This is a genomic window from Stenotrophomonas sp. HMWF023 (assembly GCF_003060985.1).
GTDB lineage: Bacteria > Pseudomonadota > Gammaproteobacteria > Xanthomonadales > Xanthomonadaceae > Stenotrophomonas > Stenotrophomonas lactitubi.
On the sequence record NZ_QAIJ01000354.1, the window covers coordinates 1 to 21,278 of the forward strand.

Annotated in this window: 22 protein-coding genes and 1 pseudogene; 17 read left to right on the forward strand and 6 right to left on the reverse strand. The window is 65.8% G+C overall.

Annotation, left to right across the window (positions count from 1 at the left end; genetic code table 11):
* From DBR20_RS21325 to DBR20_RS21345, 5 genes are all read left to right on the forward strand, one after another.
* On the forward strand, nt 1–243 hold a 243-nt coding region (locus tag DBR20_RS21325), incomplete at its 5' end, for a sigma factor-like helix-turn-helix DNA-binding protein (RefSeq protein WP_108268296.1).
* Nucleotides 240–1,271: a LysR family transcriptional regulator gene (locus tag DBR20_RS21330; RefSeq protein ID WP_258223465.1), complete on the forward strand. Its 1,032-nt coding sequence runs from the start codon at nt 240–242 to the stop codon at nt 1,269–1,271. The genes DBR20_RS21325 and DBR20_RS21330, both read left to right, overlap by 4 nt.
* Nucleotides 1,272–1,386: 115 nt before the next feature.
* Nucleotides 1,387–2,154, forward strand: coding sequence for an SDR family oxidoreductase (locus DBR20_RS21335; protein ID WP_108268298.1), 768 nt, complete (start codon nt 1,387–1,389; stop codon nt 2,152–2,154).
* A gap of 32 nt (nt 2,155–2,186) precedes the next feature.
* A complete protein-coding gene (locus DBR20_RS21340; RefSeq protein ID WP_108268300.1) occupies nt 2,187–2,684 on the forward strand; it encodes an Ohr family peroxiredoxin in 498 nt (165 codons plus the stop codon).
* A gap of 208 nt (nt 2,685–2,892) precedes the next feature.
* Entirely contained in the window at nt 2,893–3,345 is a 453-nt protein-coding gene (locus DBR20_RS21345; RefSeq protein ID WP_089237109.1) for a PA2169 family four-helix-bundle protein, read from the forward strand.
* Between the two features lie 84 nt (nt 3,346–3,429).
* On the opposite strand, the gene DBR20_RS21350 is transcribed toward DBR20_RS21345, so the two are convergent.
* On the reverse strand, nt 3,430–4,899 hold the full coding sequence (locus tag DBR20_RS21350; RefSeq protein WP_258223466.1) for an MFS transporter: 1,470 nt from the start codon (nt 4,897–4,899) through the stop codon (nt 3,430–3,432).
* A 106-nt stretch (nt 4,900–5,005) separates the two neighbouring features.
* Here DBR20_RS21350 and DBR20_RS21355 point away from each other — a divergent pair, with 106 nt between their 5' ends.
* The 5 genes from DBR20_RS21355 (at nt 5,006) to DBR20_RS21375 (ending at nt 8,688) form a co-directional block, all read left to right on the forward strand.
* On the forward strand, nt 5,006–5,911 hold the full coding sequence (locus tag DBR20_RS21355) for a LysR substrate-binding domain-containing protein (RefSeq protein ID WP_108268304.1): 906 nt from the start codon (nt 5,006–5,008) through the stop codon (nt 5,909–5,911).
* A 218-nt stretch (nt 5,912–6,129) separates the two neighbouring features.
* Nucleotides 6,130–7,347 carry a CmlA/FloR family chloramphenicol efflux MFS transporter gene (gene cml / locus DBR20_RS21360; RefSeq protein ID WP_108268306.1) on the forward strand — a complete coding sequence of 406 codons (1,218 nt, stop codon included), beginning with the start codon at nt 6,130–6,132 and terminating at the stop codon, nt 7,345–7,347.
* 89 nt (nt 7,348–7,436) lie between these two features.
* Nucleotides 7,437–7,955, forward strand: coding sequence for a Rossmann fold nucleotide-binding protein (locus DBR20_RS21365; protein WP_108268308.1), 519 nt, complete (start codon nt 7,437–7,439; stop codon nt 7,953–7,955).
* A gap of 83 nt (nt 7,956–8,038) precedes the next feature.
* The gene (locus tag DBR20_RS23775; RefSeq protein WP_108268310.1) at nt 8,039–8,239 is read left to right on the forward strand and encodes a hypothetical protein; all 201 of its coding nucleotides are present in this window, start codon (nt 8,039–8,041) and stop codon (nt 8,237–8,239) included.
* Between the two features lie 98 nt (nt 8,240–8,337).
* Nucleotides 8,338–8,688: a VOC family protein gene (locus DBR20_RS21375; RefSeq protein ID WP_108268312.1), complete on the forward strand. Its 351-nt coding sequence runs from the start codon at nt 8,338–8,340 to the stop codon at nt 8,686–8,688.
* A gap of 16 nt (nt 8,689–8,704) precedes the next feature.
* Here the strand turns inward: DBR20_RS21375 and DBR20_RS21380 are convergent, their stop codons facing one another.
* Entirely contained in the window at nt 8,705–9,265 is a 561-nt protein-coding gene (locus DBR20_RS21380; protein WP_108268334.1) for a TetR/AcrR family transcriptional regulator, read from the reverse strand.
* A 198-nt stretch (nt 9,266–9,463) separates the two neighbouring features.
* Between DBR20_RS21380 and DBR20_RS21385 the strand changes: the two genes are divergently transcribed.
* On the forward strand, nt 9,464–10,936 hold the full coding sequence (locus tag DBR20_RS21385; protein WP_108268314.1) for a DHA2 family efflux MFS transporter permease subunit: 1,473 nt from the start codon (nt 9,464–9,466) through the stop codon (nt 10,934–10,936).
* A gap of 10 nt (nt 10,937–10,946) precedes the next feature.
* On the opposite strand, the gene DBR20_RS21390 is transcribed toward DBR20_RS21385, so the two are convergent.
* Both DBR20_RS21390 and DBR20_RS21395 read right to left on the reverse strand, forming a co-directional pair.
* On the reverse strand, nt 10,947–11,249 hold the full coding sequence (locus tag DBR20_RS21390; protein WP_108268316.1) for a KGG domain-containing protein: 303 nt from the start codon (nt 11,247–11,249) through the stop codon (nt 10,947–10,949).
* Nucleotides 11,250–11,378: 129 nt separating this feature from the next.
* Nucleotides 11,379–11,711 carry a hypothetical protein gene (locus DBR20_RS21395; RefSeq protein WP_108268318.1) on the reverse strand — a complete coding sequence of 111 codons (333 nt, stop codon included), beginning with the start codon at nt 11,709–11,711 and terminating at the stop codon, nt 11,379–11,381.
* A gap of 177 nt (nt 11,712–11,888) precedes the next feature.
* Here DBR20_RS21395 and DBR20_RS21400 point away from each other — a divergent pair, with 177 nt between their 5' ends.
* From DBR20_RS21400 to DBR20_RS23780, 4 genes are all read left to right on the forward strand, one after another.
* The gene (locus tag DBR20_RS21400; RefSeq protein ID WP_108268320.1) at nt 11,889–13,010 is read left to right on the forward strand and encodes a histidine kinase; all 1,122 of its coding nucleotides are present in this window, start codon (nt 11,889–11,891) and stop codon (nt 13,008–13,010) included.
* Nucleotides 13,007–13,780, forward strand: coding sequence for a response regulator (locus tag DBR20_RS21405; RefSeq protein ID WP_108268322.1), 774 nt, complete (start codon nt 13,007–13,009; stop codon nt 13,778–13,780). The genes DBR20_RS21400 and DBR20_RS21405 overlap by 4 nt, the downstream gene beginning before the upstream one ends.
* Nucleotides 13,781–13,922: 142 nt before the next feature.
* Nucleotides 13,923–14,816, forward strand: a complete 894-nt coding sequence (locus DBR20_RS21410; RefSeq protein ID WP_108268324.1) for an NAD(P)-dependent oxidoreductase — start codon at nt 13,923–13,925, stop codon at nt 14,814–14,816.
* Between the two features lie 225 nt (nt 14,817–15,041).
* Nucleotides 15,042–17,576 carry a methyl-accepting chemotaxis protein gene (locus DBR20_RS23780; RefSeq protein ID WP_108268326.1) on the forward strand — a complete coding sequence of 845 codons (2,535 nt, stop codon included), beginning with the start codon at nt 15,042–15,044 and terminating at the stop codon, nt 17,574–17,576.
* A 96-nt stretch (nt 17,577–17,672) separates the two neighbouring features.
* Here DBR20_RS23780 and DBR20_RS21420 read toward each other — a convergent pair whose 3' ends face one another.
* Entirely contained in the window at nt 17,673–18,059 is a 387-nt protein-coding gene (locus tag DBR20_RS21420) for a DUF2628 domain-containing protein (protein ID WP_025879013.1), read from the reverse strand.
* 218 nt (nt 18,060–18,277) lie between these two features.
* On the opposite strand from DBR20_RS21420, the gene DBR20_RS22255 reads away from it, so the two are divergent.
* Nucleotides 18,278–18,448 (forward strand): hypothetical protein, encoded by a 171-nt coding sequence (locus tag DBR20_RS22255; RefSeq protein ID WP_162887695.1) that lies wholly within the window; start codon nt 18,278–18,280, stop codon nt 18,446–18,448.
* A 57-nt stretch (nt 18,449–18,505) separates the two neighbouring features.
* On the opposite strand, the gene DBR20_RS21425 is transcribed toward DBR20_RS22255, so the two are convergent.
* Complete coding sequence (locus DBR20_RS21425; RefSeq protein ID WP_108268328.1) at nt 18,506–20,542, reverse strand: TonB-dependent receptor; 2,037 nt, start codon at nt 20,540–20,542, stop codon at nt 18,506–18,508.
* A 494-nt stretch (nt 20,543–21,036) separates the two neighbouring features.
* Between DBR20_RS21425 and DBR20_RS23680 the strand changes: the two are divergent.
* Nucleotides 21,037–21,278, forward strand: a pseudogene (locus DBR20_RS23680) (glucan biosynthesis glucosyltransferase H); the annotation flags it as partial.

The window sequence follows — 21,278 nt, forward strand, 5'->3', positions numbered from 1 at the left end:
GCCCCGAACCGCGCAGCAGCCTGTCCCGCCAGTGAGCGGGTCTGGCAGGCCTTCCTTGTCGCATTGCACGAACTGCCACCGGACATGCGGGCCGTGCTGTTGCTGCATGACGTGCTGGGCGCGGGCTTTGAGGACATCGCGCCACTGCTGGGGCTGGAGCTGCCGGCATGCCGCCAGCGACTGGCCCATGCACGCGCCCACCTGCTTGCCCGACGCGACTTCCAGGAGCCTGGAACACCATGAATGTCATGCCGCAGTCCTGTCTGGCCAGCGACGGCCGCGATTCCCTCACTGCGTCCTTCTCCGCCAGCTATGCCGGGGTTCTGGCATTCATCGCGGTAGCCGCCGAGGGGAGCTTCGCCCGCGCCGGTGATCGCCTTGGCATCGGTCGTTCGGCCGTCAGCCGCAGCGTGCAGAAGCTGGAGGGACAACTGGGCGTTCGCCTGTTCCTGCGCACCACGCGCTCGACAACACTCACCCGCGAAGGCGAGCTGTTCCTGGAGGGCTGCAGCCCGGGCGTTGCCAGCATCCTGCAGGCGCTGGATGAAATGCGCGACCTGCGCGAAGGACCGCCGCGCGGGCATCTGCGGATCAGTGCGACCCATGGCTTCGGACGCCGGGTGATCGCGCCGCTGCTGTCTGCGTTCCGCGCGGAGTATCCACAGGTCTCTGTGGAGCTGCTGCTGGACGAGCAGGCACCGGACCTGGCCGCCGATCGCATCGATGTAGCGTTCCGCGATGGCGTGCTGGAAGACAGCCAGGTGATCGCCAAGCAGCTGGTGCCGATGCAGCTGGTGGTCTGTGCGTCGCCCGCGTATGTGCAGGCACATGGCCTGGCAGACACCATCGAAGCATTGTCCACGCATGCCTGCATCGGTCGACGCCTGCCTGGTGGGCGCCTGCAGCGCTGGGACTTCCGTGTGGACGGCCAGGATGTGAATCTGCAGCCGCCGGCGGAGGTGGTGTTCAATGACGCCGATCTTGTCCTGCAGGCCGTGATCGACGGGCTTGGGGTCGCCCAGTTGCCCAGCTACCAGGTAAGTGATGCGCTGCGCTCAGGCGCTGCAGTGACCTGCCTGGACCGCTACGCGCCTCACGATCGTGGCCACTACCTGTGCTATCTCAGCCGACGCCAGCTGCCCAAGCGGATCCGCGCGTTCATCGATTTCAGCACCCAGCGCATACGCGCGCTGGATCTGGATGTGTTCTCGCACTGGGAAGCGCGGCAGCAGGCGGCAGCGCAGCGCGATTCGGCCCCGGCATGGGCATGACCGCATTGGTGCCGATGCGGCAACAGTGCGTGGCCCGCTGCGGATCTACTGCGCCGGCCAATGCGTTCCTAGCATGCAGCCACATCCGCACCTTCCACGCTCCAGGAGACCTGTCATGAAGATCCTCGTCATCGGTGGCACCGGCCGCATCGGCAGCAAGGTGGTCGATCGCCTGCATGCGGCCGGCCATGAGGTCGTCGTCGCTGCACCCTCCACCGGTATCGATGTGCTGAGCGGCGAGGGCCTGGCCGCTGCGATGGCGGGCACCGAGGTGGTGGTCGACCTGGCCAACTCGCCCTCGTTCGAAGATGCGGCGGTGCTGTCGTTCTTCGTGACGGCCGGCCACAACATCCTGGCGGCTGCGGCGCAGGCAGGCGTACGCCATCATGTCGCGCTGTCGGTGGTGGGTACCGACAAGCTGGCGGCCAGCGGCTATTTCCGCGGCAAGATCGCCCAGGAACGCCTGATCCGCGATTCGGGCCTGGCGTACACGATCATCCACTCGACGCAGTTCTTCGAGTTCCTGCCGGGCATCCTCCAGGCCGCCGGTGACGGCCAGACCCTGCAGCTGCCGACCGCTGCGGTGCAGCCGATCGCCGCCGAGGATGTGGCCGATGCGGTTGCGCGCATCGCGCAGCAGGCACCAGCCAATGGCGTGGTGGAGATCGCCGGCCCGGAGCGCGAATCGATGGCGGTGCTGGCGCAGCGCTTCCTGCAGGCAACCGGTGACGCGCGTGAAGTGGTTGGCGATGCCCAGGCGCGCTACTTCGGTGCGCAGCTGCAGCAGGACACGCTGGTGCCGGTGGGCCAGGCATGGCTCGGCACGATCGGCTTCGAGCGCTGGTTGCAGCAGTCCGGGCTGGCACAGGGCCAGCCGGCCTGATCGGCGGTGGACGCTGACAGCAGGAACCTGCGATGACCGGGCTGAAACCGCCTCCGCACAGTGTGCTCGACAAGTACCACGGTGATGAGGTGCGCCCGCTGTATACCGGACGGGTGCGGATCAGTGGTGGCGTGGCACAGCACGGCCGTGCGTCGGGCGTGGTGCGGTCCGATGACGGTGCGCTGTCGGTGGACCTGCGGTTGCCTGCTGAGCTGGGTGGACCCGGTGGCGGTACCAATCCCGAGCAGTTGCTGGCGGCGGGCTACGCCGGCTGCTTCCACGGTGCGATGGTGCTGGTGGCTGCGCGTGCGGGAATGGAACTGGTCGAGCCGAGCATCGACGTAGCGGTGACGTTCGCGCGAGATCCCGTGGACGGCCTGTACCTGCTGTCGGCCGAGATCGTGGTGTGCCTGCCTGGCATGGACCCGATACGTGCAGCCGAACTGGTGCGCAACACCGAGCGGGTCTGTCCGTACGCGAAGATGTTCCATCGGGGCATCAGCCATGTAGTGCGGGTAGCGGTGGACTAGACATGCGGTGCGGATGACCGTGCAGGTCATTGCCAGGATTCAGATGCGGTGAAGACGCCGCGTCGCCCGCGTGAGTGGGTGGGGCGCCGTTGGGCAGCATGATCACCGCATCAATCGGTGCTCACCCGCGAACCACGCGCGTTCGGCCAATCTGGTTTGGCAGGCAACGGATACCACTGTTGTCCTTTCCCCAACGAGGAGACTACACATGAGCACCCAGTCCACCATCGAGCATCGCCTCAACGACCTGATCGAGATCGCACGTGATGGCAAGTCCTTCTACGAGGAAGCCGCAACCAAGGTGAAGGACGCCGAGCTGTCGGCATTGTTCGTCCGCATCGCCGGGGTGAAGGGCCGCATCGTGTCCTCCCTGAGCAGCTCGGTGGCCGCCACCGGTGGCAAGCCGGCCGAGCACGGCACCATGGTCGGTTCCATGCAGCAGTTCTACGGCAAGGTGCGCGCTGCCTTCGGTGACACCAATTACGGCTACGTGGCTGAACTTGAAGAGTCCGAGGATCGCCTCCTGGGCGCGTTCAACGACGTGCTGAAGGACAACGACCTGCCGCCGGCAGTGCGCCAGGAAGTGACCCAGTGGCTGCCGGAAGTGCAGGAATGTCATTCGGTGATGCGCGCTCGCAAACATGCGATGAAGGCCGCCTGATCGCATCTGGCGATCGTCCCCCGCATCGCCACGGCCAGGGCAGCTTCGTGCTGCCCTGGCCGTTTCTGCGTCTGTCATCTGCGCTCAGGCGCGTTTCCTGAGCAGGGCAACGGCCAGGCTGGCCAGCGTCGCTGCAACGGCGGCGGTCCACAGGGATGCGGCAAACCCTTGGCTGTAGATCGCCCGTGCGAGATCGACCGGGGCTCCCTTGGTCAGCGCACCCGTGGCGATGCTGTCGGCCAGGCGCATGACGTCGTCTGCGGGAACACGGGCTGACAGTCCGGCGCGGATGCCGACGGTCAAGGCACTGGAGAGAACCGTGAAGCCCAGCAGGATGCCGACGAAGCGCGTCGTGGCGCTGATGCCCGAGGCCATGCCTGCGCGATCCCGGGGTGCCGAGCCGATGATGGCCTTGGAGGTTTCGCCGTTGAGGATGCCACCGCCTGCGCCGATGATGACCATGGCCAGCAGGGCCATCGTCGGCATGTGGTGCCACGCCCCGATACCGGCCAGCGCGTTGCCGGCGGCAGTGACCGACAGGCCTATGGCCAGCACCATCTCACTCGAGAACCGTCGGCCCAGGCGCCTGCCAACGCTTGGGAACAGCAGCATTGCTGCGGCGAACGGCAGCATGCCTGCACCCGTGGCCAGCGCACTCAGGCCGACGCCGTTCTGCAGGTACTGCGGCAGCATCGAGGCCATCACCTGCGCGCTGACCGCGTAGCCGATCATGGCGATGAGTGCACCGACGAAACGCGGGCTTGCAAGCAGCCGCAGGTCGACCATCGGATGCCGACGCTTGAGTTCGATGCAGGCAAACAACGTACCCATCGCGATGCCCAGGCCCAGGCCGGCCAGCGCCACCACCGATGTCCATCCCTGCGCGAGCCCTTCCACGAGGAAGAACACGATGCCGAAGATCGCCAGGCTGAAGGTGATGATGCCGGGTGGATCGAGTGGGCGTACCACCGTGTCGGCGGAGTCGGGTACCCAGCGGACCGCACCGTAGGCCAGGAAGGCGAGGAAGGGCAGGATCGCGATGAACACCGATCGCCATCCCCACAGCGAGGACAACAGTCCGCCGATCAACGGCGAGAGCACCATCATCATGCCCATTGCCGTGCCCCAGAAGGCCCAGGCATCGTCGCGTTGCTTGCCCTCATGGAACTCGTGGCCGATCACCGACAGTGACGGCGCCAGCAGGAAGGCTGCACCCACGCCCTGGAACGCACGGGCCAGATACAGGGCGCTGGCCGTGGGTGCCAACGCACAGGTCAGCGATGAGATGGCGAACAGTGCGATGCCGATCAGCAGCACGCGCCTGCGACCATGACGGTCGGCGATGGCACCGGCGGGGAGAAGCAGTGAGGTGAAGGACAGGATGTAGCAGCTGATCACCCATTCGATGTCGGCGAAGTCAGCCTGTAGATCCCGCGCGATGGTCGGTAGCGCGACGGCCACGGCGTTGGTTTCCAGCACTGTCATCGTGCAGCCGAGCGAGGCGATGATCAGGATCCAGTTGGGCGGCCTGCGGCGGGGAGGGGAGAGGGGCACCAGGTACTCAGGTGGGAGAAGAATGCCCATTCAAGCAGCTTCGATCGTTTGTTTCATTGCCCGTGTTCTTGAAGTACGTTAGGTCAAAGCTAACGATCAGGCGCGCATGGACCGTCGACATCTGCAGTACTACGTCGCACTGGCCGAGGAGCTGCATTTCGGACGCGCCGCGCTGCGCCTGGGCATCGCCACGCCGACGCTGAGCGTGCAGATCCAGGAGATCGAGCGTCGCTTGGGTACGCCCTTGTTTGATCGGAGTCGACGCGAGGTCACGCTGACCTCGGCCGGCGCGATCTTCCTGGCCGAAGCGCGCAACGTGCTGCGCCAGTTCGAGCAGGCAGAGGCCGTGGGCCGCCGCGCCGGTCGCGGCGAGATCGGCAGGATCGAGATCGGCTACGTGGGTTCGGCGGTTCATGCGGGCGCACTGCAGGAGCAGTTGCAGCGGTTCCGCAGCGCCTCGCCCGATGTCGCCCTGCAGGTGGGTGAATGGCCGATGGCCGACCTGCCGGACCTGCTGCTGGACAGTCGTATCGATATGGTGTTCTGCCGCCTTCCGATGGAGGTTCCAGATGCGCTCGGTTCGCACATCCTGATCGAAGACCAGTTCTGCGTAGCGTTGCCGGCATCGCACGCGCTGGCTCGCGCGGCGTTGCCGGTGCAGCCGGAGCTGCTGGCAAAGGAGGCGTTCATCATGCCGGAGCAGCCCGCAGGCACGCTGGAAGTCGCCCGCCGTGGCGGATTCGTGCCGGACATCCGCTCCCGTCCCGGCCATCTTGCCGCCGTACTTGCCCAGGTCTCGGTGGGTGATGGGGCGGTGGCGATCGTGCCATCGGTACTGCAGCGGACACTGTTGCTGCCGGGCGTGGTGTATCTGCCGATCGCCGGGCCGGTCATCGCCTCGACCATCGCTGCGCTGTACCGTGAACAGGAAACATCGCCGGTGGTGCGTCGTCTCATCGAGCAGGTGCGTTGCACGCCCTCCAGACGCATCGACATGCTGCCCGTGCCCTGACGCCGTGCCGGACGCCGTTGCCGGTTACCCCGCAATGGCCTTGCTACACTGGCCGCATTCGATCTTCCACCGGATCATCAGATGAACAACGGGAACGGTCCGCAGACAGTCCGCTGAGCCGCAACAACGATACGCACGTTGTTGCGGTGGTCTTTACCTGCGATTTCCACGCACTGGGTTGATCACCGCCGGATTCCCTCCTGAGCGGATGTTTCCCCATGTCTGATCGAAAGGCCCTTCGCTGGGCCCATTCCCTGCCGGGTGCCATCGCGTTGATGGCTCCCTTCGACCTCCTGGCCTCACTGGCCATGGATATCTACCTGCCTGTTGTATCGGCCATGCCGGATGCACTCGGCACATCGCCTGCCATCATCCAGTTGACGCTGAGTCTGTACATGCTCGTACTCGGGCTGGGCCAGCTGATCTTCGGCCCACTGTCGGACCGGATCGGGCGACGGCCTGTGCTGCTGATGGGCGCGTTGCTGTTCGCGCTGGCGTCGTTCGCGCTGGCCGCGTGTAGTGGTGGCGCGGCGTTCGTGGCCTGGCGCGGCGTGCAGGCGATCGGTGCGTCGGCGGCCTTGGTCGCCACCTTCGCGACGGTGCGCGACGTGTATGCCGATACGGCCGAGGGTGCCACGCTCTATGGTCTGTTCGCCTCGATGCTGGCATTCGTGCCAGCACTCGGCCCGATCCTCGGCGCGTTGATCGCCTACGCACTGGGCTGGCGGGCCATCTTCGTCGCGCTGGGTGTGCTGGGGCTGCTGGCGGGTGTGCGTGCATGTCGGGCCTGGCAGGAGACGCGGCCACCGCAGCACGGCAACGCATCGCCAGCCTTCGCGCGCATCCTCGGCAATGCCGGGTTCTGGGTCCACGCACTGGGATTCAGTGCGGCGATGGGCACGTTCTTCGTGTTCTTCTCGATTGCCCCGCGTGTGCTGATGGGGCGCGCAGGCTATTCGCCGATGGGATTCAGCCTGGCTTTCGCGACGGTTGCGCTGGTGATGATCGTCACCTCCCGCTTCGCTGCGTGGTTCATCGGGCGATGGGGCATTGGTGGCAGCTTCCTGCGTGGATTGATGGTGATCATCGGCGGCGTGCTGGTCATGGCGATGGCGGCGATGCTGCCGCCGATATTTGCCAGTGTCGTGCTGCCGATGTGGCTGGTCGCCATCGGCATCGTGATGGTGGTGGCGGTGGCCGCCAACGGTGCATTGCGCGATTTCGCCGATGCCTCCGGTACGGCGGTGGCGCTGTACTACGCCGTGCAGAGCCTGATCGTGGCCACGCTTGGCACGCTCGCGACCCTGCTGCTGCCGGGCGACACGGTCTGGCCGCTGGTGGCTTATGGGTTGCTGCTGCCATCGTTGAGCCTGGTTGGTCTGGTGATGCTGCGACGGTCGTGGAGTGAGCAGCCAGCATCAGAAAGGGATGGATGAGCGTGATACTGTCCCGCCTCGGGCAATCGAGCGCGCTGTGTGGATCGACTCTGCCTCCCTGCTTTCCTTGCCATTGCCCAGGTCGCTCCATGACACCATCCTTCCGCAAGCCCCAGATCGCGATCCTTGGTAGTGCCGATCCCGGTTCACTGGCGTTCGACCTCGCTGCACAGGCGGGGAGATTCCTCGCCGAAAGTGGAATCACCCTCGTCAGCGGCTGCGGCAGCCCGGCCACGCGGGTGGCAGCCGAGCATGCAGTCGCAGCCGGTGGCACGGTGCTGAGTGTGATTCCGGAAGGCAGCATGCCCGCAGCGGACTGGCCGGCAACGGTGGTGGTGCCCTGCGGCATGGGCGATGCCCGCAACCTGATCATGGCCTTGGCCGGCGATGCCTGCATCGTCATCGGCGGGCGCGCAGGCACAATTTCCGAGGTGTGTCTGGCCTGGTTGCACAAGCGCCCGTTGCTGCCGCTGGTGGGCGCTGGTGGCTGGTCGGATGGTCTTCCCGGCAACCCTCCCGATGAGCGCGGAAACTCACCGATACTGCCGTGGCACGACATCGCGGAGCTGCGCGCGCAGCTGCGCCATCTGCAGCTGCTGGCAGGCTGAACCGGCGCTTTCACTTTCTCTCCCGCACACGCGGGTAGGGTGATGCGGCCTGGAGTCACCAGGCCTATCAGGGAGTGATATCGATGCGAGCCATCAGGAAAGTGATCGTTGCTGCAGTGTTTGCACTTGCGTGTACCGGCTCAGTGGCGGTGGCCGGTCCGGTGCAGCCGTGTGACCTGCCGTGCTGGAAGGCCTACCAGGCCTGCGTGGCCGGCGGCGCTGATGCCATGGAATGCCAGTTCGAATACGATCGCTGTGTCATGGACAGGTGCGGCGCCGTCTGAGGCCTGCATACCGTTCGCATTGGGGGGCCCGATCCATGGGCCCCTTTCCACCCGGCCGCAGCACGTGGACCGCGGTCGTGATCGCTTGGAGCCGCCACATGGCTGTAAAACGCGTCGTCGCCAACATCGCCAGTGCCGATCCCGCGCAGGCGGCTGCGTTCTACGGCGACATCCTTGGCATGGACATCGTGATGGACCACGGCTGGATCGTCACCTACGGCGGGCAGGGCACAGCACTGGCACAGCTCAGCGTCGCCAGCGAAGGCGGATCGGGTACGCCGGTGCCGGATCTTTCGATCGAGGTGGACGACCTGGATGGCGTGCTCGAACGCCTGCGACACGCGAACATCGCCCTTGAATATGGCCCGGCCGAAGAGCCATGGGGCGTGCGTCGCTTCTACGTGCGCGACCCGTTCGGTCGCCTGTTGAACATCCTCGCCCACGTCTAGCCAGCGCGTACCCGACTCAGCGGCGCTTTTTCGCAGGTACCGCCGCAATGCCGACCATGCGCAGGCAATCGGCGACCACCGCAGCGATGAACACCTCGGGTGACTGTTCGGGTGCAGCGATCAGATCATCCGTGGCGCCATGCACGCCGGCGTAGATCAGCGAGGCGGTGACCCGTGGCGCGGGCAACGACCACAGCCCTGCCTCGATACCGCTGTCGAGGATTGCCGACAACTGCTGCTGGATGGCGTTGCGGTCGGCGTTGCCGCGTTCGTGATGATGATGGTTGGCGTAGACCACGTCATGCAGCGCATGCGTGCGCGCATAGATACGGATATTGGCCTCGATCCAGGCGCGCAGACGGGCCTCGCCGGCGGTGGCCGGATGCTGCTCGACTGCCAGTTCCACTTCAGCCAGGAAGCGTTCGGTATAGCGCTTGGCCAGCGCCTGCAGGATTTCGCCCTTGGACGCGAAGTACGTATAGAACGTTCCCTTGGCGACGTCGGCTGCAGCCACGATGTCGCTGATTGTGGTCGCTTCCGCGCCGCGCGACAGGAACAGTGCTTCAGCGGCGTCCATCAACTCCTCCAGGCGGATCTCTGCAGGCTTGGTGCGGGGCTTGGCTGACGCGTGCGGCGGAATCATCGGCGGCAATCCGGACTGGAAGAGGGTGGGCGCCATTCTAAGGCGCGGACAGCATTGACTGACCGCCAGTCATTGACCGGCGGTCAGTCAGTGGCTAGTGTATGCGTCGATGTTCTTTCTGGGTTTTCCGGCATGCAACGCTTTCGACGCCCAGCCTTGGTGCTGGCGGCCTATCTCGGCACCTTCTTGGCTTCGTTGGACATCAGCATCGTCAACGTCGCACTGCCGACACTGCAGACCGCACTGCGGACCGACATCGCCGGGCTGCAATGGGTCATCAACGCCTACGCGATCGCACTGTCGGCGTTCATGCTTTCGGCCGGTCCATTGGGCGATCGACATGGCCAGCGGCGGGTGTGGCTGGTCAGCGTCGCGACCTTCATCGCCGGCTCGCTGGTATGTGCCTGCGCGGGCAGTCTGCAGGTGCTGGTGATGGGGCGCGCGATTCAGGGAGTAGCGGGTGCACTGTTGATTCCCAGCGCCATGCCGATCCTCAGCCATGCCTTTCCCGATCCCCGGCAGCGGGCAAAGGTGATCGGCGGCTGGTCGGCCTTCAGTGCCTTGGCGCTGGTGCTGGGGCCGCTGCTGGGCGGTGTGCTGGTGGAGCGTGCAGGATGGCCGAGCATCTTCCTGATCAACCTGCCACTGGGGTTGCTGGCGATCGCGCTTGGCGCCTGGGGCATTCCCGAGCGAAGGCACCCGCAGCATGCTGCGCTGGATCCGGCGGGACAACTGCTGAGCATCGTGGCGTTGGCGGCGCTGAGCTACGGACTGATCGGCATCGGCGAGCAGGGGTTGGCGGCGCCTCGGACCGTACTGGCGCTGGCCGTTGCCGTCGCCGGCCTGGTGGCCTTCGGCTGTGTGGAACGACGGGTCGCGCGCCCGCTGCTGCCGCTGGACCTGTTGGCCGATCATCGCTTCCGCCTGCTCAACGTCGCGTCCTTCGTGCTGGGCTTCAGCGCCTACGCTAGCCTGTTTTTCCTGTCGCTGTTCTTCCAGCAGGTGCAGGGCGGCAGCGCCGCCGCCGCGGGGCTGCAACTGGTGCCACAGTTCCTGATGATGGGGGGGATTTCGCTGCTGTTTGGCCGCATTGTCGGTCGGATTGGCTTGCCGGCAGCGCTGGTGACCGGCTACGCGCTGGCCGGCATTGCCCTGTGTGCGATGCCAGGCCTTGATGCCAGCAGCACGCGCGCACATGCAACGCTCCTGCTGTTGCTGCTGGGGGCCGGCATGGGGCTGGCGGTGCCCGCCACGGGCATGGCCGTGATGGGCCACGTGCCGCAGGAACGCGCGGGTATCGCGTCGGCCACGATGAATGCACTTCGCCAGGCGGGGATGAGCGTAGGCATCGCGCTGCTTGGCAGCGTGATGAGCCAGCGCGCCGTACAGCATCTCACTGCAGCAGCCCACGCCGCCGGCCAACTGCAGGTGGCGCAGCAAGCGCGGCTGCTCATCTTCGAACCTGCGATGGCATCCAGTTCACCGTACCTGCTGGGCTACTACCGCGCGGCGATGGCCAGTGGGTTCGGCTGGGCAATGGCGCTGGCCGGTGCGCTGGCGGTGCTGACAGCCTTCGGCCTGCACCGCCGCTACGTGGTGCAGTGACCGCAACAACTCAGCCTTGTTGGCCGTTGCCAGGTTTGCCGGGCGTTTCCTGCCGTTGCAGCTGCTGTTGCTGACGGGTACTGGCATGCCGTGCATGGCCGCCTTCACGCCCGATCGCGGCCATGTGCTGGCGATCCTGGCTGATCGCTTCACCGCCCTTTCGGCCCGCCACCTGGGCCTCGGCCGGGCTGAACTGGTGCGCATTGCCGGATGCGTGGGCGGCGCGTCCGCCTTTCGACGCGATCGCGCGCTGTTTGTCCTCGTCCATCGAGGCAAAGCCCCGATTGCTGCTGCCACTGCGTGAGTTGGCCATTGCCGGTCTCCGGAGGTGGAATGGGATGCCGCCATCAGCGACGGCTTCATGCTCCACATCGGGGGCTAACGGCAGGTGGACGTCGGCCCCATTGGACTCACATGCCCTGCGCATGCGTTTGACAACCGGTTACCGCGCAGGAAGCGCCGAGATAAGCAGCCGATCACCGCGGCAGACATCGGTATTGCTGTACAGGATGCGGCGCCCATCATTGAAGGTGATGCGCAGATCGACGCGGCAGCCGGTTCCGCGCAGTGCCACGGTCGCTTGGCCGCCACCTCCCGCGATGGGCCCAGCCAATGCCAGGGCGTGGAATGCGTCGGTTTCACTCGCCGTGACTTCCACCGACGTGGCAGGTGCATGGGCACGGTTGATCAGGGTCAGGTAGTGCAGCGGCGCAGCGGGTGTGCTGGCGGCAATGCAGAACAGGCTGGCAGCGAGCAGAGCGCGGGACAGGTGCATGGGCGATCTCCGTTGGGGACATCGCCATCTGGCGGTGGAGGCCACGCGCCTGCAATCGATCCGGGACGAATCGTCGCGGCAGCGGGACCAATCGCAATCGGCCATCGCCGCCCTTCATTGCCGGCCACGCTGTGCCTAAGATGGCGCTGGCCCGCTCCGGGCACCGGGACGCATGCAATGAAGATCCGCCTTGGCCATACCCAGATCGACGTGCTGCGTTACCTGCTGCTGTGGCTGGCGGTCGCCTTGGCCTTCACCCTGCAGAGGGTGTTGAGCCACAGCCTGCAGGGCCAGTCATTCCCGTTCGAGGTCTACCTGCGCTGGTCGATGATCCAGTGGTTCACCTGGGCGGCGCTGGCGCCGCTGGTGTTCGCCCTGGGCGAACGCTACCCGCTGCGGCCCGAGCGAAGGCTGGCCGGTATGAGCATGCAGCTGCTGGCCAGCGCGGGAGTAACCGGGCTGGCGATGGTGGTGGGAGCCCTGGTGTCCACCTGGTTCGAGCCCAGCAGCTTTGGCGAGCAGCTGTGGTATTTCATTGCCCAGCATTTCGCGATGGGCCTGCTGACCTACTGGGCCCTGTTCGCGATCCAGCAGGCACTGCATTTCCAGCAGGAAAAGGTGCGCCGCGAGGTCGAGGCAAGCAGGCTGGCGACCGAGCTGGCGCAGTCGCGGCTGCTGGCATTGAAGTCGCAGCTGCAGCCGCATTTCCTGTTCAATACGCTGCATGCAATCATCACCCTGCTGGATGAAGACAAGGCCAGTGCCGAAGACATGCTGCTGCGTCTGAGCGAGCTGCTGCGTGCGTTTCTGGAAGACTACGATGGCCAGGAAATCAGCCTGCGCCAGGAACTGGAGTTGATCGAGCTGTATCTGGGCATCCAGCGCACGCGCTTCAAGGATCGCCTGCACAGTCGCATCTACGTTGCACCGGAACTGCTTGATGGCGCGGTTCCAAGCCTGATCCTGCAACCGCTGGTGGAAAACGCGCTGCGCCATGGCATCGGCCGCAACCTTGGCGAAGACAACATCGAGATCGAGGGCCGCCGCGACGGTGACATGCTGTGCATCGAGGTGCGCAACCAGAACAGCACGCTGCAGCAGCCCGGGGCGCCAGGTGGCCATGGTATCGGCCTGTCCAATACGCGGCTGCGCCTGCGCGAGCTGTATGGCGATGCGGCCGAGGTACGCCTGGACCTGCTCTGGCCGCAGGGTGTGGCCTGCCGGGTGCGGTTGCCACTGCGGATGCTGGACGATGCCGATGACGCTCCCGAGTTTGTCGTGCACGGTAGTGCCACATGAGCCTGAGTGTGCTTGTGGTGGACGACGAACCGATCGCCCGGCGCGCGGTGACGCGCCTGCTGCACGGCGATGCAGACATCGACAGCGTGGCCGAGTGCGGTGACGGAGTGTCTGCCGTGGCAGCCATCCGCGCGCAGTCGCCGGACCTGGTGTTCCTGGATGTGCAGATGCCTGGCATCACCGGTCTGGACGTGCTGGCCACCATCGGCGCCGCGCGGATGCCGGCCACGGTATTCGTCACCGCGTACGAGCAGTATGCGGTACGTGCATTCGAGGCCAACGCGCTGGATTACCTCGTCAAGCCCTTCAGTCGCGAGCGGTTCGCGGCCACGTTGCTGCGCGCGAAGTCCCGGCTGGCCCAGGCCGCCAATGCGGCCGACAACACGCGCCTGCTGCAGGCGCTGGATGTGCTGCGCAGGCGCGAGGATCATCTGCAGCGTATCGCCGTACGTGATGGCGAGGCAGTGCTGCTGCTGGCGGTGCAGGACATCCTCTGGATCCGCGCCAATCGCAATACGGTGCAGCTGCATCTTGCCGATCGCGTGCATGAGCTTCGCGAAACCATGAACAGCCTGGCTGAACGGCTTGATCCCAGGCATTTCGCCCGGGTGCATCGCTCGGCCATCGTCAACATCGCGCGGGTCAGGACGATCCACCCCTGGTTCAATGGCCATCACGTACTCACCCTGGAGAACGGCCAGCAGCTGCGCATGAGCCGCTACCAGAACGAAGCTTTCCTGCGGCTGGTGTCGGCCCGCTCGGAGGCGTGAGTTCCTGTTGCCCGGTCAAGCGCCGCCGACTCGACGGCGATGGCATGCAGAATGTCATCGATTCCTATCGCCGATGCCATCGGGCTTGCCTAGAATCAAGGCATCCCGGTAGGTCCCGGGCGCTGTCGAGTGAATGGATTCAATGAAGATTCTGTTGACCGGAAGTTCCGGGCGGATAGGGCGCGCGATCTTCGGTGCGCTGGCGGGTGCCAATGAGGTGGTGGGGCTGGATCGCAGTCCCTTCGCCACCACGCGCGTGATTGCCGATGTCACTGATCGCCGGGCGCTGGAACGCGCCGTGCAGGGGGTCGATGCCGTGATCCACACCGCGGCACTGCACGCACCCCATGTGGGCCTGGTACCCGACGCGGTGTTCCAGCAGATCAACGTGGAGGCCACCGCGAACCTGCTGCAGCTGGCGCGCGAGGCTGGCGTGCAGCGCTTTGTGCTGACTAGTACTACGGCGTTGTATGGCCATGCCGTGGTGTCCGGTGGCTGCCGTTGGATCGACGAGGACACCGAGCCGTTGCCGCGTACGATCTACCACCGCACCAAGCTGCAGGCGGAAGCGGCTGCTGAAGCGGCGGCCAGCACATCGTTCACCGTGCGCGTGCTGCGGATGGCGCGCTGCTTCCCTGAGCCGCCTGACCGCATGGCGATGTTCCGCCTGCACCGCGGTATCGACGCACGCGATGTGGCCAGCGCGCATGCCGCGCTGCTTCACGATGAAGGCGCACCCTTCCAGCGCTACCTCGCCTGTGCCCCTACGCCGTTCCGGCGCGAGGACTGCCTGCAGCTGGCGGCCGATCCGCGCCAGGTGCTGGCGCGCCGCGCACCGCAGTTGCTGGCCGAGTTCGAGCGCCGTGGCTGGCCGTTGCCGCTCAGCATCGACCGGGTCTATGACAGCAGCCGGATGCGCGCAGCGCTGGGCTGGCAGCCGCGTTTCGGTCCCGAGGACGTCCTGCAGCAGTACGCCGCAGGCAGCATCGAGGTCCTGCCCCGTGCGGAGTGGATCCGCGACCGCGTGGCCGAGTAGCCGAGTAGCCGAGTAGCACGCCCCGCTGTCGACGGCCGCAGCTGAGCAGGTTCAGGTTTGTGCGTGCGGTGGGCCTCAACCTCGCCCGGCCATGGCCGCTAACCCGGTGCGCGCTTTCCTGCGCCGGGTTCCGATCCGGCAGGGCAGGCGGCCCGCGCGATGGATCGCGCATCTGCGCGGTGCCCTGGTGGCACCGGTCGACCTGAACTGCCTGCGGATCCTCCCATGTCTTCTTCCCGTTCCGTCGCTGCCCGCCGCCCCGGCAGCATCGCCCACAAGCTGATGCTGGGCACCGCGGTGATCGCGTTGCTGTGCTTTGGCGCGACCGCGCTCCTGATCTATCACCAGGCCAGTTCGGCGCTGGTGTCGTCCTCGCGGCAGACCATGGCCAGCGAAGCCCGCGCCGAGGCGCGCCAGGTGGCTGCCGACCTGGGCACGGCCTTCGCCAGCAACGATGCGATGGTGGAAACCGTGCTTGCTCAGCGTGCGCGCGGTGATGCGCCTGATCGCGCCAGCCTGGCCAACGTCATCGGCGAGCAGCTGCACGCGCACCCGGAATGGCTGGGCAAGAGCACCATGTGGGAGGCCAATGCCTTCGATGGCAAGGATGCCGAGTTCGTCAACAGCGAGGCGCACGACGCCACCGGCCGTTACATGAGCTACTGGGCCTGGCAGGACGGCAAGCCGCAGCAGTCGACGATGACCGATTACACCGAAACGCCCAGCGGCTCGGGCAACTGGTACATGGTGCCCAGCCGCGACAAGCTGCCGCTGGTCAGCGAGCCGTATGCCTACGATATCGGCGGCAAGCAGGTGCTGATGAGCACCCTGAGCACGCCGATTGTCGAGAACGGCACCTTCCTCGGTGTCTTCACTGTCGACTTCTCGCTGGACGCGCTGCAGAAGCACCTGGCCACGTTGACGCCGATGGGCGCCGGCCGTGTCGAACTGCTGTCGCCGAAGGGCGTGGTGCTGGCCTCGGCCAACGCTGCCGAGATCGGCAAGCCGCGTACCGATGCCGCTACCGTCGGCATGCTGGCGCAGATCGCCGCCGACAAGACGTATGAAGCGTTCGAGCCCGACGCTGCCGGCAACGTGCGCCTGTACGTGCCGTTGCAGGTGGGGGACGCGCCGCAGCGTTTCGCGCTGGGCGTGGTGGTGCCGCACGCGGTGATCATCGCGCAGGCCCGCGAGCTGCTGTGGATCATCCTGCTGGTGGGTGTGGTGGCCGCGCTGGTGCTCAGCGGCGGTGTCTACCTGCTGCTGCAGCGCTTGGCCGTGCGACCGCTGGCACAGGCAGTGCGCATCGCTGGCGACGTGGCTGCGGGCAAGCTGGACACCGCCATGCCGGCGCTGGGCAACGATGAAGTGGGCCGGTTGCTGGACGCGATGCAGGGCATGCGTGGCCAGCTGCAGGCGGTGATGGCCGCTCAGGCGGAGATGGCGCGTCGCCATGATGCCGGTGAAATCAGCTACCGCATGGATGCTTCGGTGTTCCCGGGCGAATACGGTCGCATGGTGGCCGACAGCAACCAGCTGGTGGCCGACAGCAATGCAGTCACCCAACGCCTGGTCGAAGTGATGCAGCGCTATGCGGTGGGCGACCTGAGCGTGGACATGGACGCACTACCGGGCGAAAAGGCGGTATTCACCGCTGCCATGGCAACCACCAAGAGCAACCTGGCGGCGATCAACGAGCAGATCCAGCAGCTGGCTGCAGCAGCAGCGGCCGGTGATTTCGGCGTGCGCGGCGATGTGCAGCGCTTCGAGCATGATTTCCGCCGCATGGTGGAAACCCTGAACACCATGATGCAGGTCAGTGACCACAACCTGGCCGCGCTGTCGACGCTGCTGCGCGCCATCGCCGCCGGTGACCTGAGTACTCGGATGGAGGGGGACTTCCACGGGGTGTTCGCGGTGATGCGCGATGATGCCAACAGCACCGTGCAGCAGTTGACCCAGATCGTCGGCCAGATCCAGCAGTCTGCCTCCAGCATCCGCCTGGCTGCAGGTGAGATCGCGTCGGGCAACAGCGACCTGTCACGCCGCACCGAGCAGCAGGCGGCCAACCTGGAAGAAACCGCCGCGTCCATGGAGGAACTCACCTCCACCGTGCGCCAGAACGCCGATCATGCCCTGCAGGCCAACAAGCTGGCGGCCTCGGCCGCAGGCGTTGCCAGCGAAGGCGGGCAGGTGGTCAGCCAGGTGGTGCAGACCATGGAGCAGATCGAGACCTCGTCGCAGCGCATCGCCGAGATCATCTCGGTGATCGATGGCATCGCCTTCCAGACCAACATCCTCGCCTTGAACGCAGCGGTGGAAGCGGCGCGTGCGGGTGAACAGGGCCGTGGCTTCGCGGTGGTTGCCAGTGAAGTGCGCGCGCTGGCGCAGCGCTCGGCGGGCGCGGCAAAGGAGATCAAGGAGCTGATCGACGCCTCGGTCGGCCATGTCGGTGCCGGTGCGCAGCTGGTGCATGGCGCCGGCCGCACGATGCAGGAGGTCGTCGGCCAGGTCGGCCGGGTCAACGAGATCATGGCCGAGATCTCGGCCGCCTCGCGCGAACAGTCGGCCGGTATCGAACAGGTCAACCAGACCGTGGTGCAGATGGACGAGACCACCCAGCAGAATGCTGCGCTGGTGGAAGAAGCCACGGCGGCGGCACGGGCGATGGAAGAACAGGCCGAGCAGCTGGCGGTGGCGGTGTCACGCTTCCGCCTGCAGGCCGACACTCGCCCGACGGCCACGTTGCGCGCTGCCTGATCAGGGCCGTGAACGAAGACGCCCGGCCAAGGCCGGGCGTCCATGCAACTTCAAACCAACTGGCGCCGCCGGACCCTGCCCGGCGAACGCAGCTGCTTAGAACATGCCTTCGAAGGGGTTCCAGCTGGTGTTGCCCTTCACCTGTTCCAGGTAATAGCTGTAGTTGGTGCTCGACGCCACCAGGAAGTTCATTGCGATGAACAGCGCACGCGCGACGATGTCCGGCAGCACCAGGCTGACCGCGATCAGCACGATGTTGATGCCGATCACCACCAGCGCCTTGCGCCACATGCCCAGGATGAACAGATAGATCGCGCCGAAGAAGAAGGCGAAGAAGTTGAGGTTGATCTTCAGGCGGTCGCCGAAGGACAGCGCCTTCCAGGCCTGCTTGAAGCCGGGCTCCTTGGGAGCACCGTGCTGCTGGAAGAAATTGAAGCGGAACTGCCACTTCGGGCTGAAGCGGGTGAGGTCGACGGTATTCATGTGAGTAGGGACTTCCCTGTTAGGAAAACGTTTTCATGATAAGTGAGTCACATTCAGCAAACCAGCTTGGAGCGTCAAAAATGTGACGTTCCTACGGCGAAGGGCTTGCGTCCCAGCGCCGCACCGTCACCCATCCGCCTTGTTTTTAGGATAGGGTGCGCAGTTCCGCTGCCACCCCGGCTGTTCACGGGTAGCGGCGGTATGTCCATGGAGGTTGCATGACCACACCAGCTACACCGGAAAACGCACCCGGACCGGTGCTCCTGCCGACACCCGAAGTGGTGCAGGCACAACAACTGCTCGCCCGCCAGCAACTGGCGGTGGCGATGGACCGTGCACGCATCGCGGCCAGCCGCGACGCTGCACCGGCTGTTCTGGAAAACGACTGAACCTGAAAAAGCCGCCACGATCGCGCTGGCCTGTTGCCAGCGCGATCGCAGTGCGCATCAGAAGCGCGCGGTCATGCTGAGGAAGTAGCTGCGGCCGGCGACGAAGTAGTCGGTGGAGCCGTCGGCGTACAGCTTCTTGTCGGCCAGATTGCTGACGCCACCACGCAGGGTCAGCACCTCGTTGACGTTCCAGGCAGCGGTCAGGTCATACAGCGTGTAGGCCTTCAGGAAGGTGCTGACCACGCCGGTCTGCTTGCCGGTGTACTGCGCCGACAGGCTGCTGGAAAACACCGTGTTCGGCGTCCAGTCCAACGACGAATAGCCTGAGAACTCCGGGGTGTCGATCAGGTTGCGGCCGGTGGTCAGATTCTTGGCTTCCTTCATCCAGGTCGCCGAGGTGCGCCAGCGCCAGTGATCGCCGAAGCGGAAGTTGAGGTTGCCTTCCATGCCGCTGGTGCGCGCGCGCTGCACGTTGCTCATGCGCGTCCACCAATAGCCGTTGAACTTGCCCAGCGCTTCATACTCGATCTTGTTCTTGAAGTCGGTATGGAAGTAGGTCAGGCCGGCGTCGACCAGATCGTTGTCGAAGCTGACGCCGATCTCACGGTTGGTGCTGGTTTCCGGGTCGAGGTCGGGGTTGCCGGCCATGTAGCAACCGCCGCGGGTATAGCCCAGCGGGATCAGCGAGGTGCAGCCGCGGCCGCCGGACTGGGTCGCCGCGCTGGGCGAATTCTCGGTCAGGCTCGGCGCGCGGAAGCCCTTGGAGACGCCGCCACGGATCGTCCACTGCTCGCTCGGGTGCCAGACCAGGTAGGCACGTGGACTGACATGGCTGCCGAACTGTTCATGGTGGTCCAGGCGCGCGCCCAGGGTCAGGGCCAGGGTGCGGTGCAGCTTCAGCTCGTCTTCGACGAACAGCGCCCAGGTGTCCACTTCCAGGCTGGAGCCGACCACCGGTTTGCCTGTGTAGTCGATCGGTGCCTGGCCGATGGTGTCGGTGTTGGTCAGCTCCTGGCGCTTCCATTGGCCGCCCACCGCGAACTGGTGGTCCACGCCCAGGGTGAAGGGGGTGCTCAGGCTGCCTTCGATGATCGTATCGGTTGCCTCGGAGCGACCGGTGGCGCCGATGTCGTTCTTGTACTCGGTCCAGTACGCGCTGAGCTTGGAGGTACCGAAATCCCACTTGCCGTCATGGTTCAACGCCAGCGAACTGCGCTTGAGTTCACTGGCACCCCATGCGCCTTCGTCCTGCTTTTCCAGCGCCTGGGCGATGAAGGCCTGCTGCACGCCGTGGCCCGCTTCCAGCGACACTTCCTGTGCCTCGCTCAGTTTCCACTGCAGCAGCGCGTCGACATTGCGGTCCTTCTCGCCGGCATAGGCGTTGCCATACACGCCGCCGTTGGAGCGGTCCGACTCGCGGCGCATGCTGTTGGCACCGATGCGCAGGCCGAAGCGCTCGCCCAGCGGGCCGGAGAAGGTCGCGCCGATCTGCTGGGTGTCGCCACGGTCGCCATCCTGCGGCCGGGTGTAGCTGTGGGTGGCGCTGCCGTTCCAGCTGTCACCGATGCGCTTGGTGATGATGTTGATCACCCCGCCCATCGCGTCCGAGCCATACAGCGAGGACATCGGGCCGCGCACCACTTCGATGCGCTCGATCTGGTCGGGAGAAATCCAGTTCAGGTCCTGGCGGCCCAGGTCGGGGCGATAGTTGGTCGAGGCCGAGCTGCCCATGCGCTTGCCGTCCACCAGCACCAGCGTGTAGTTGGACGGCATGCCGCGCAGCTTGATCTTGGACTGCTCACCGGCGGCGCTGAGCCCACCGGTCACGCCCGGAATGCGGCTGAGCAGGGTGGCCAGGTCGTGCACCGGCTGGCGTTCGATGTCTTCGCGGCTGATCACGCTGATGCTGGCTGGGGCATCCTTGATCCACTGCTGGTTGCCCGAGGCGGTGACCACCACGGTATCCAGGTCCTTGGTCGAGGCATCGGCGCTGGCTTCAGCGGCGGCGAGGGCGGGCAGGGTCAGCAGGCAGGCGACGGCCAGGGCGCTGGCCAGGCGGGTGCGCGACGGGCGCGCGGAACGAAGAGGGGACATGACGGCTTCCAAGGGAGAGGAGAGACCCGATGGAAGCAGCAGGCGCACGCAGACAGCAGGCAGCCACCCCTTCCCTGGGTCGTCGGGCGCGCGGTAGGTCCGGCGCAGCTGGGTGGGTCCGGTGCGCGAAGCGCGGCGACCTGCCTGGTTAACGGAATGATAACCGTTCTCGTTTGTTACGATCCAGTACTTCCCGGGATGAATCGACATCCCCCGGCTGCGTGATGCGGTTCGCCTGCTGATTGCTGAATGGGGAGATTTACCGGCGTAGCCCTTCGCACCCGGCTTACATTCGGGGCCATAGACTGAGCCGCATTTTTCGATTCCGCCCCGTTGGAGATCGTGTGGGTTCCGGTAGTGACAGACATCGACTGCGCGGCATGACGCCGTGGCAGACAGGACAAGTGCGGACGCCGGGAATGCGTGCCAGGAACCTTGGTGCATGCAGCCCGGCCGGGACGGCCGGTCCTGCGGCCTGCAGGGAGTAGGCGGCCATGGGGAGTGAAACCATCGACGCGGAACCGGTCACGGCCGGTCCTGACGCGGGCTGGGCCCTGCTGCCGGCCGAAGCACCGCTGGTGATGCCCGAACAGACGCTGCGCGAAGGCACGCTGAAAGTCCGGCGCCATCGCACTTCGCCGCGCATGATCGGCCTGCGTCGCCTGTACATCCTCGGCGGCACGGTGGCGATGACCGCCGTGGCCACCCGGATGATGTGGCGGGTGCTGTCCGGCAA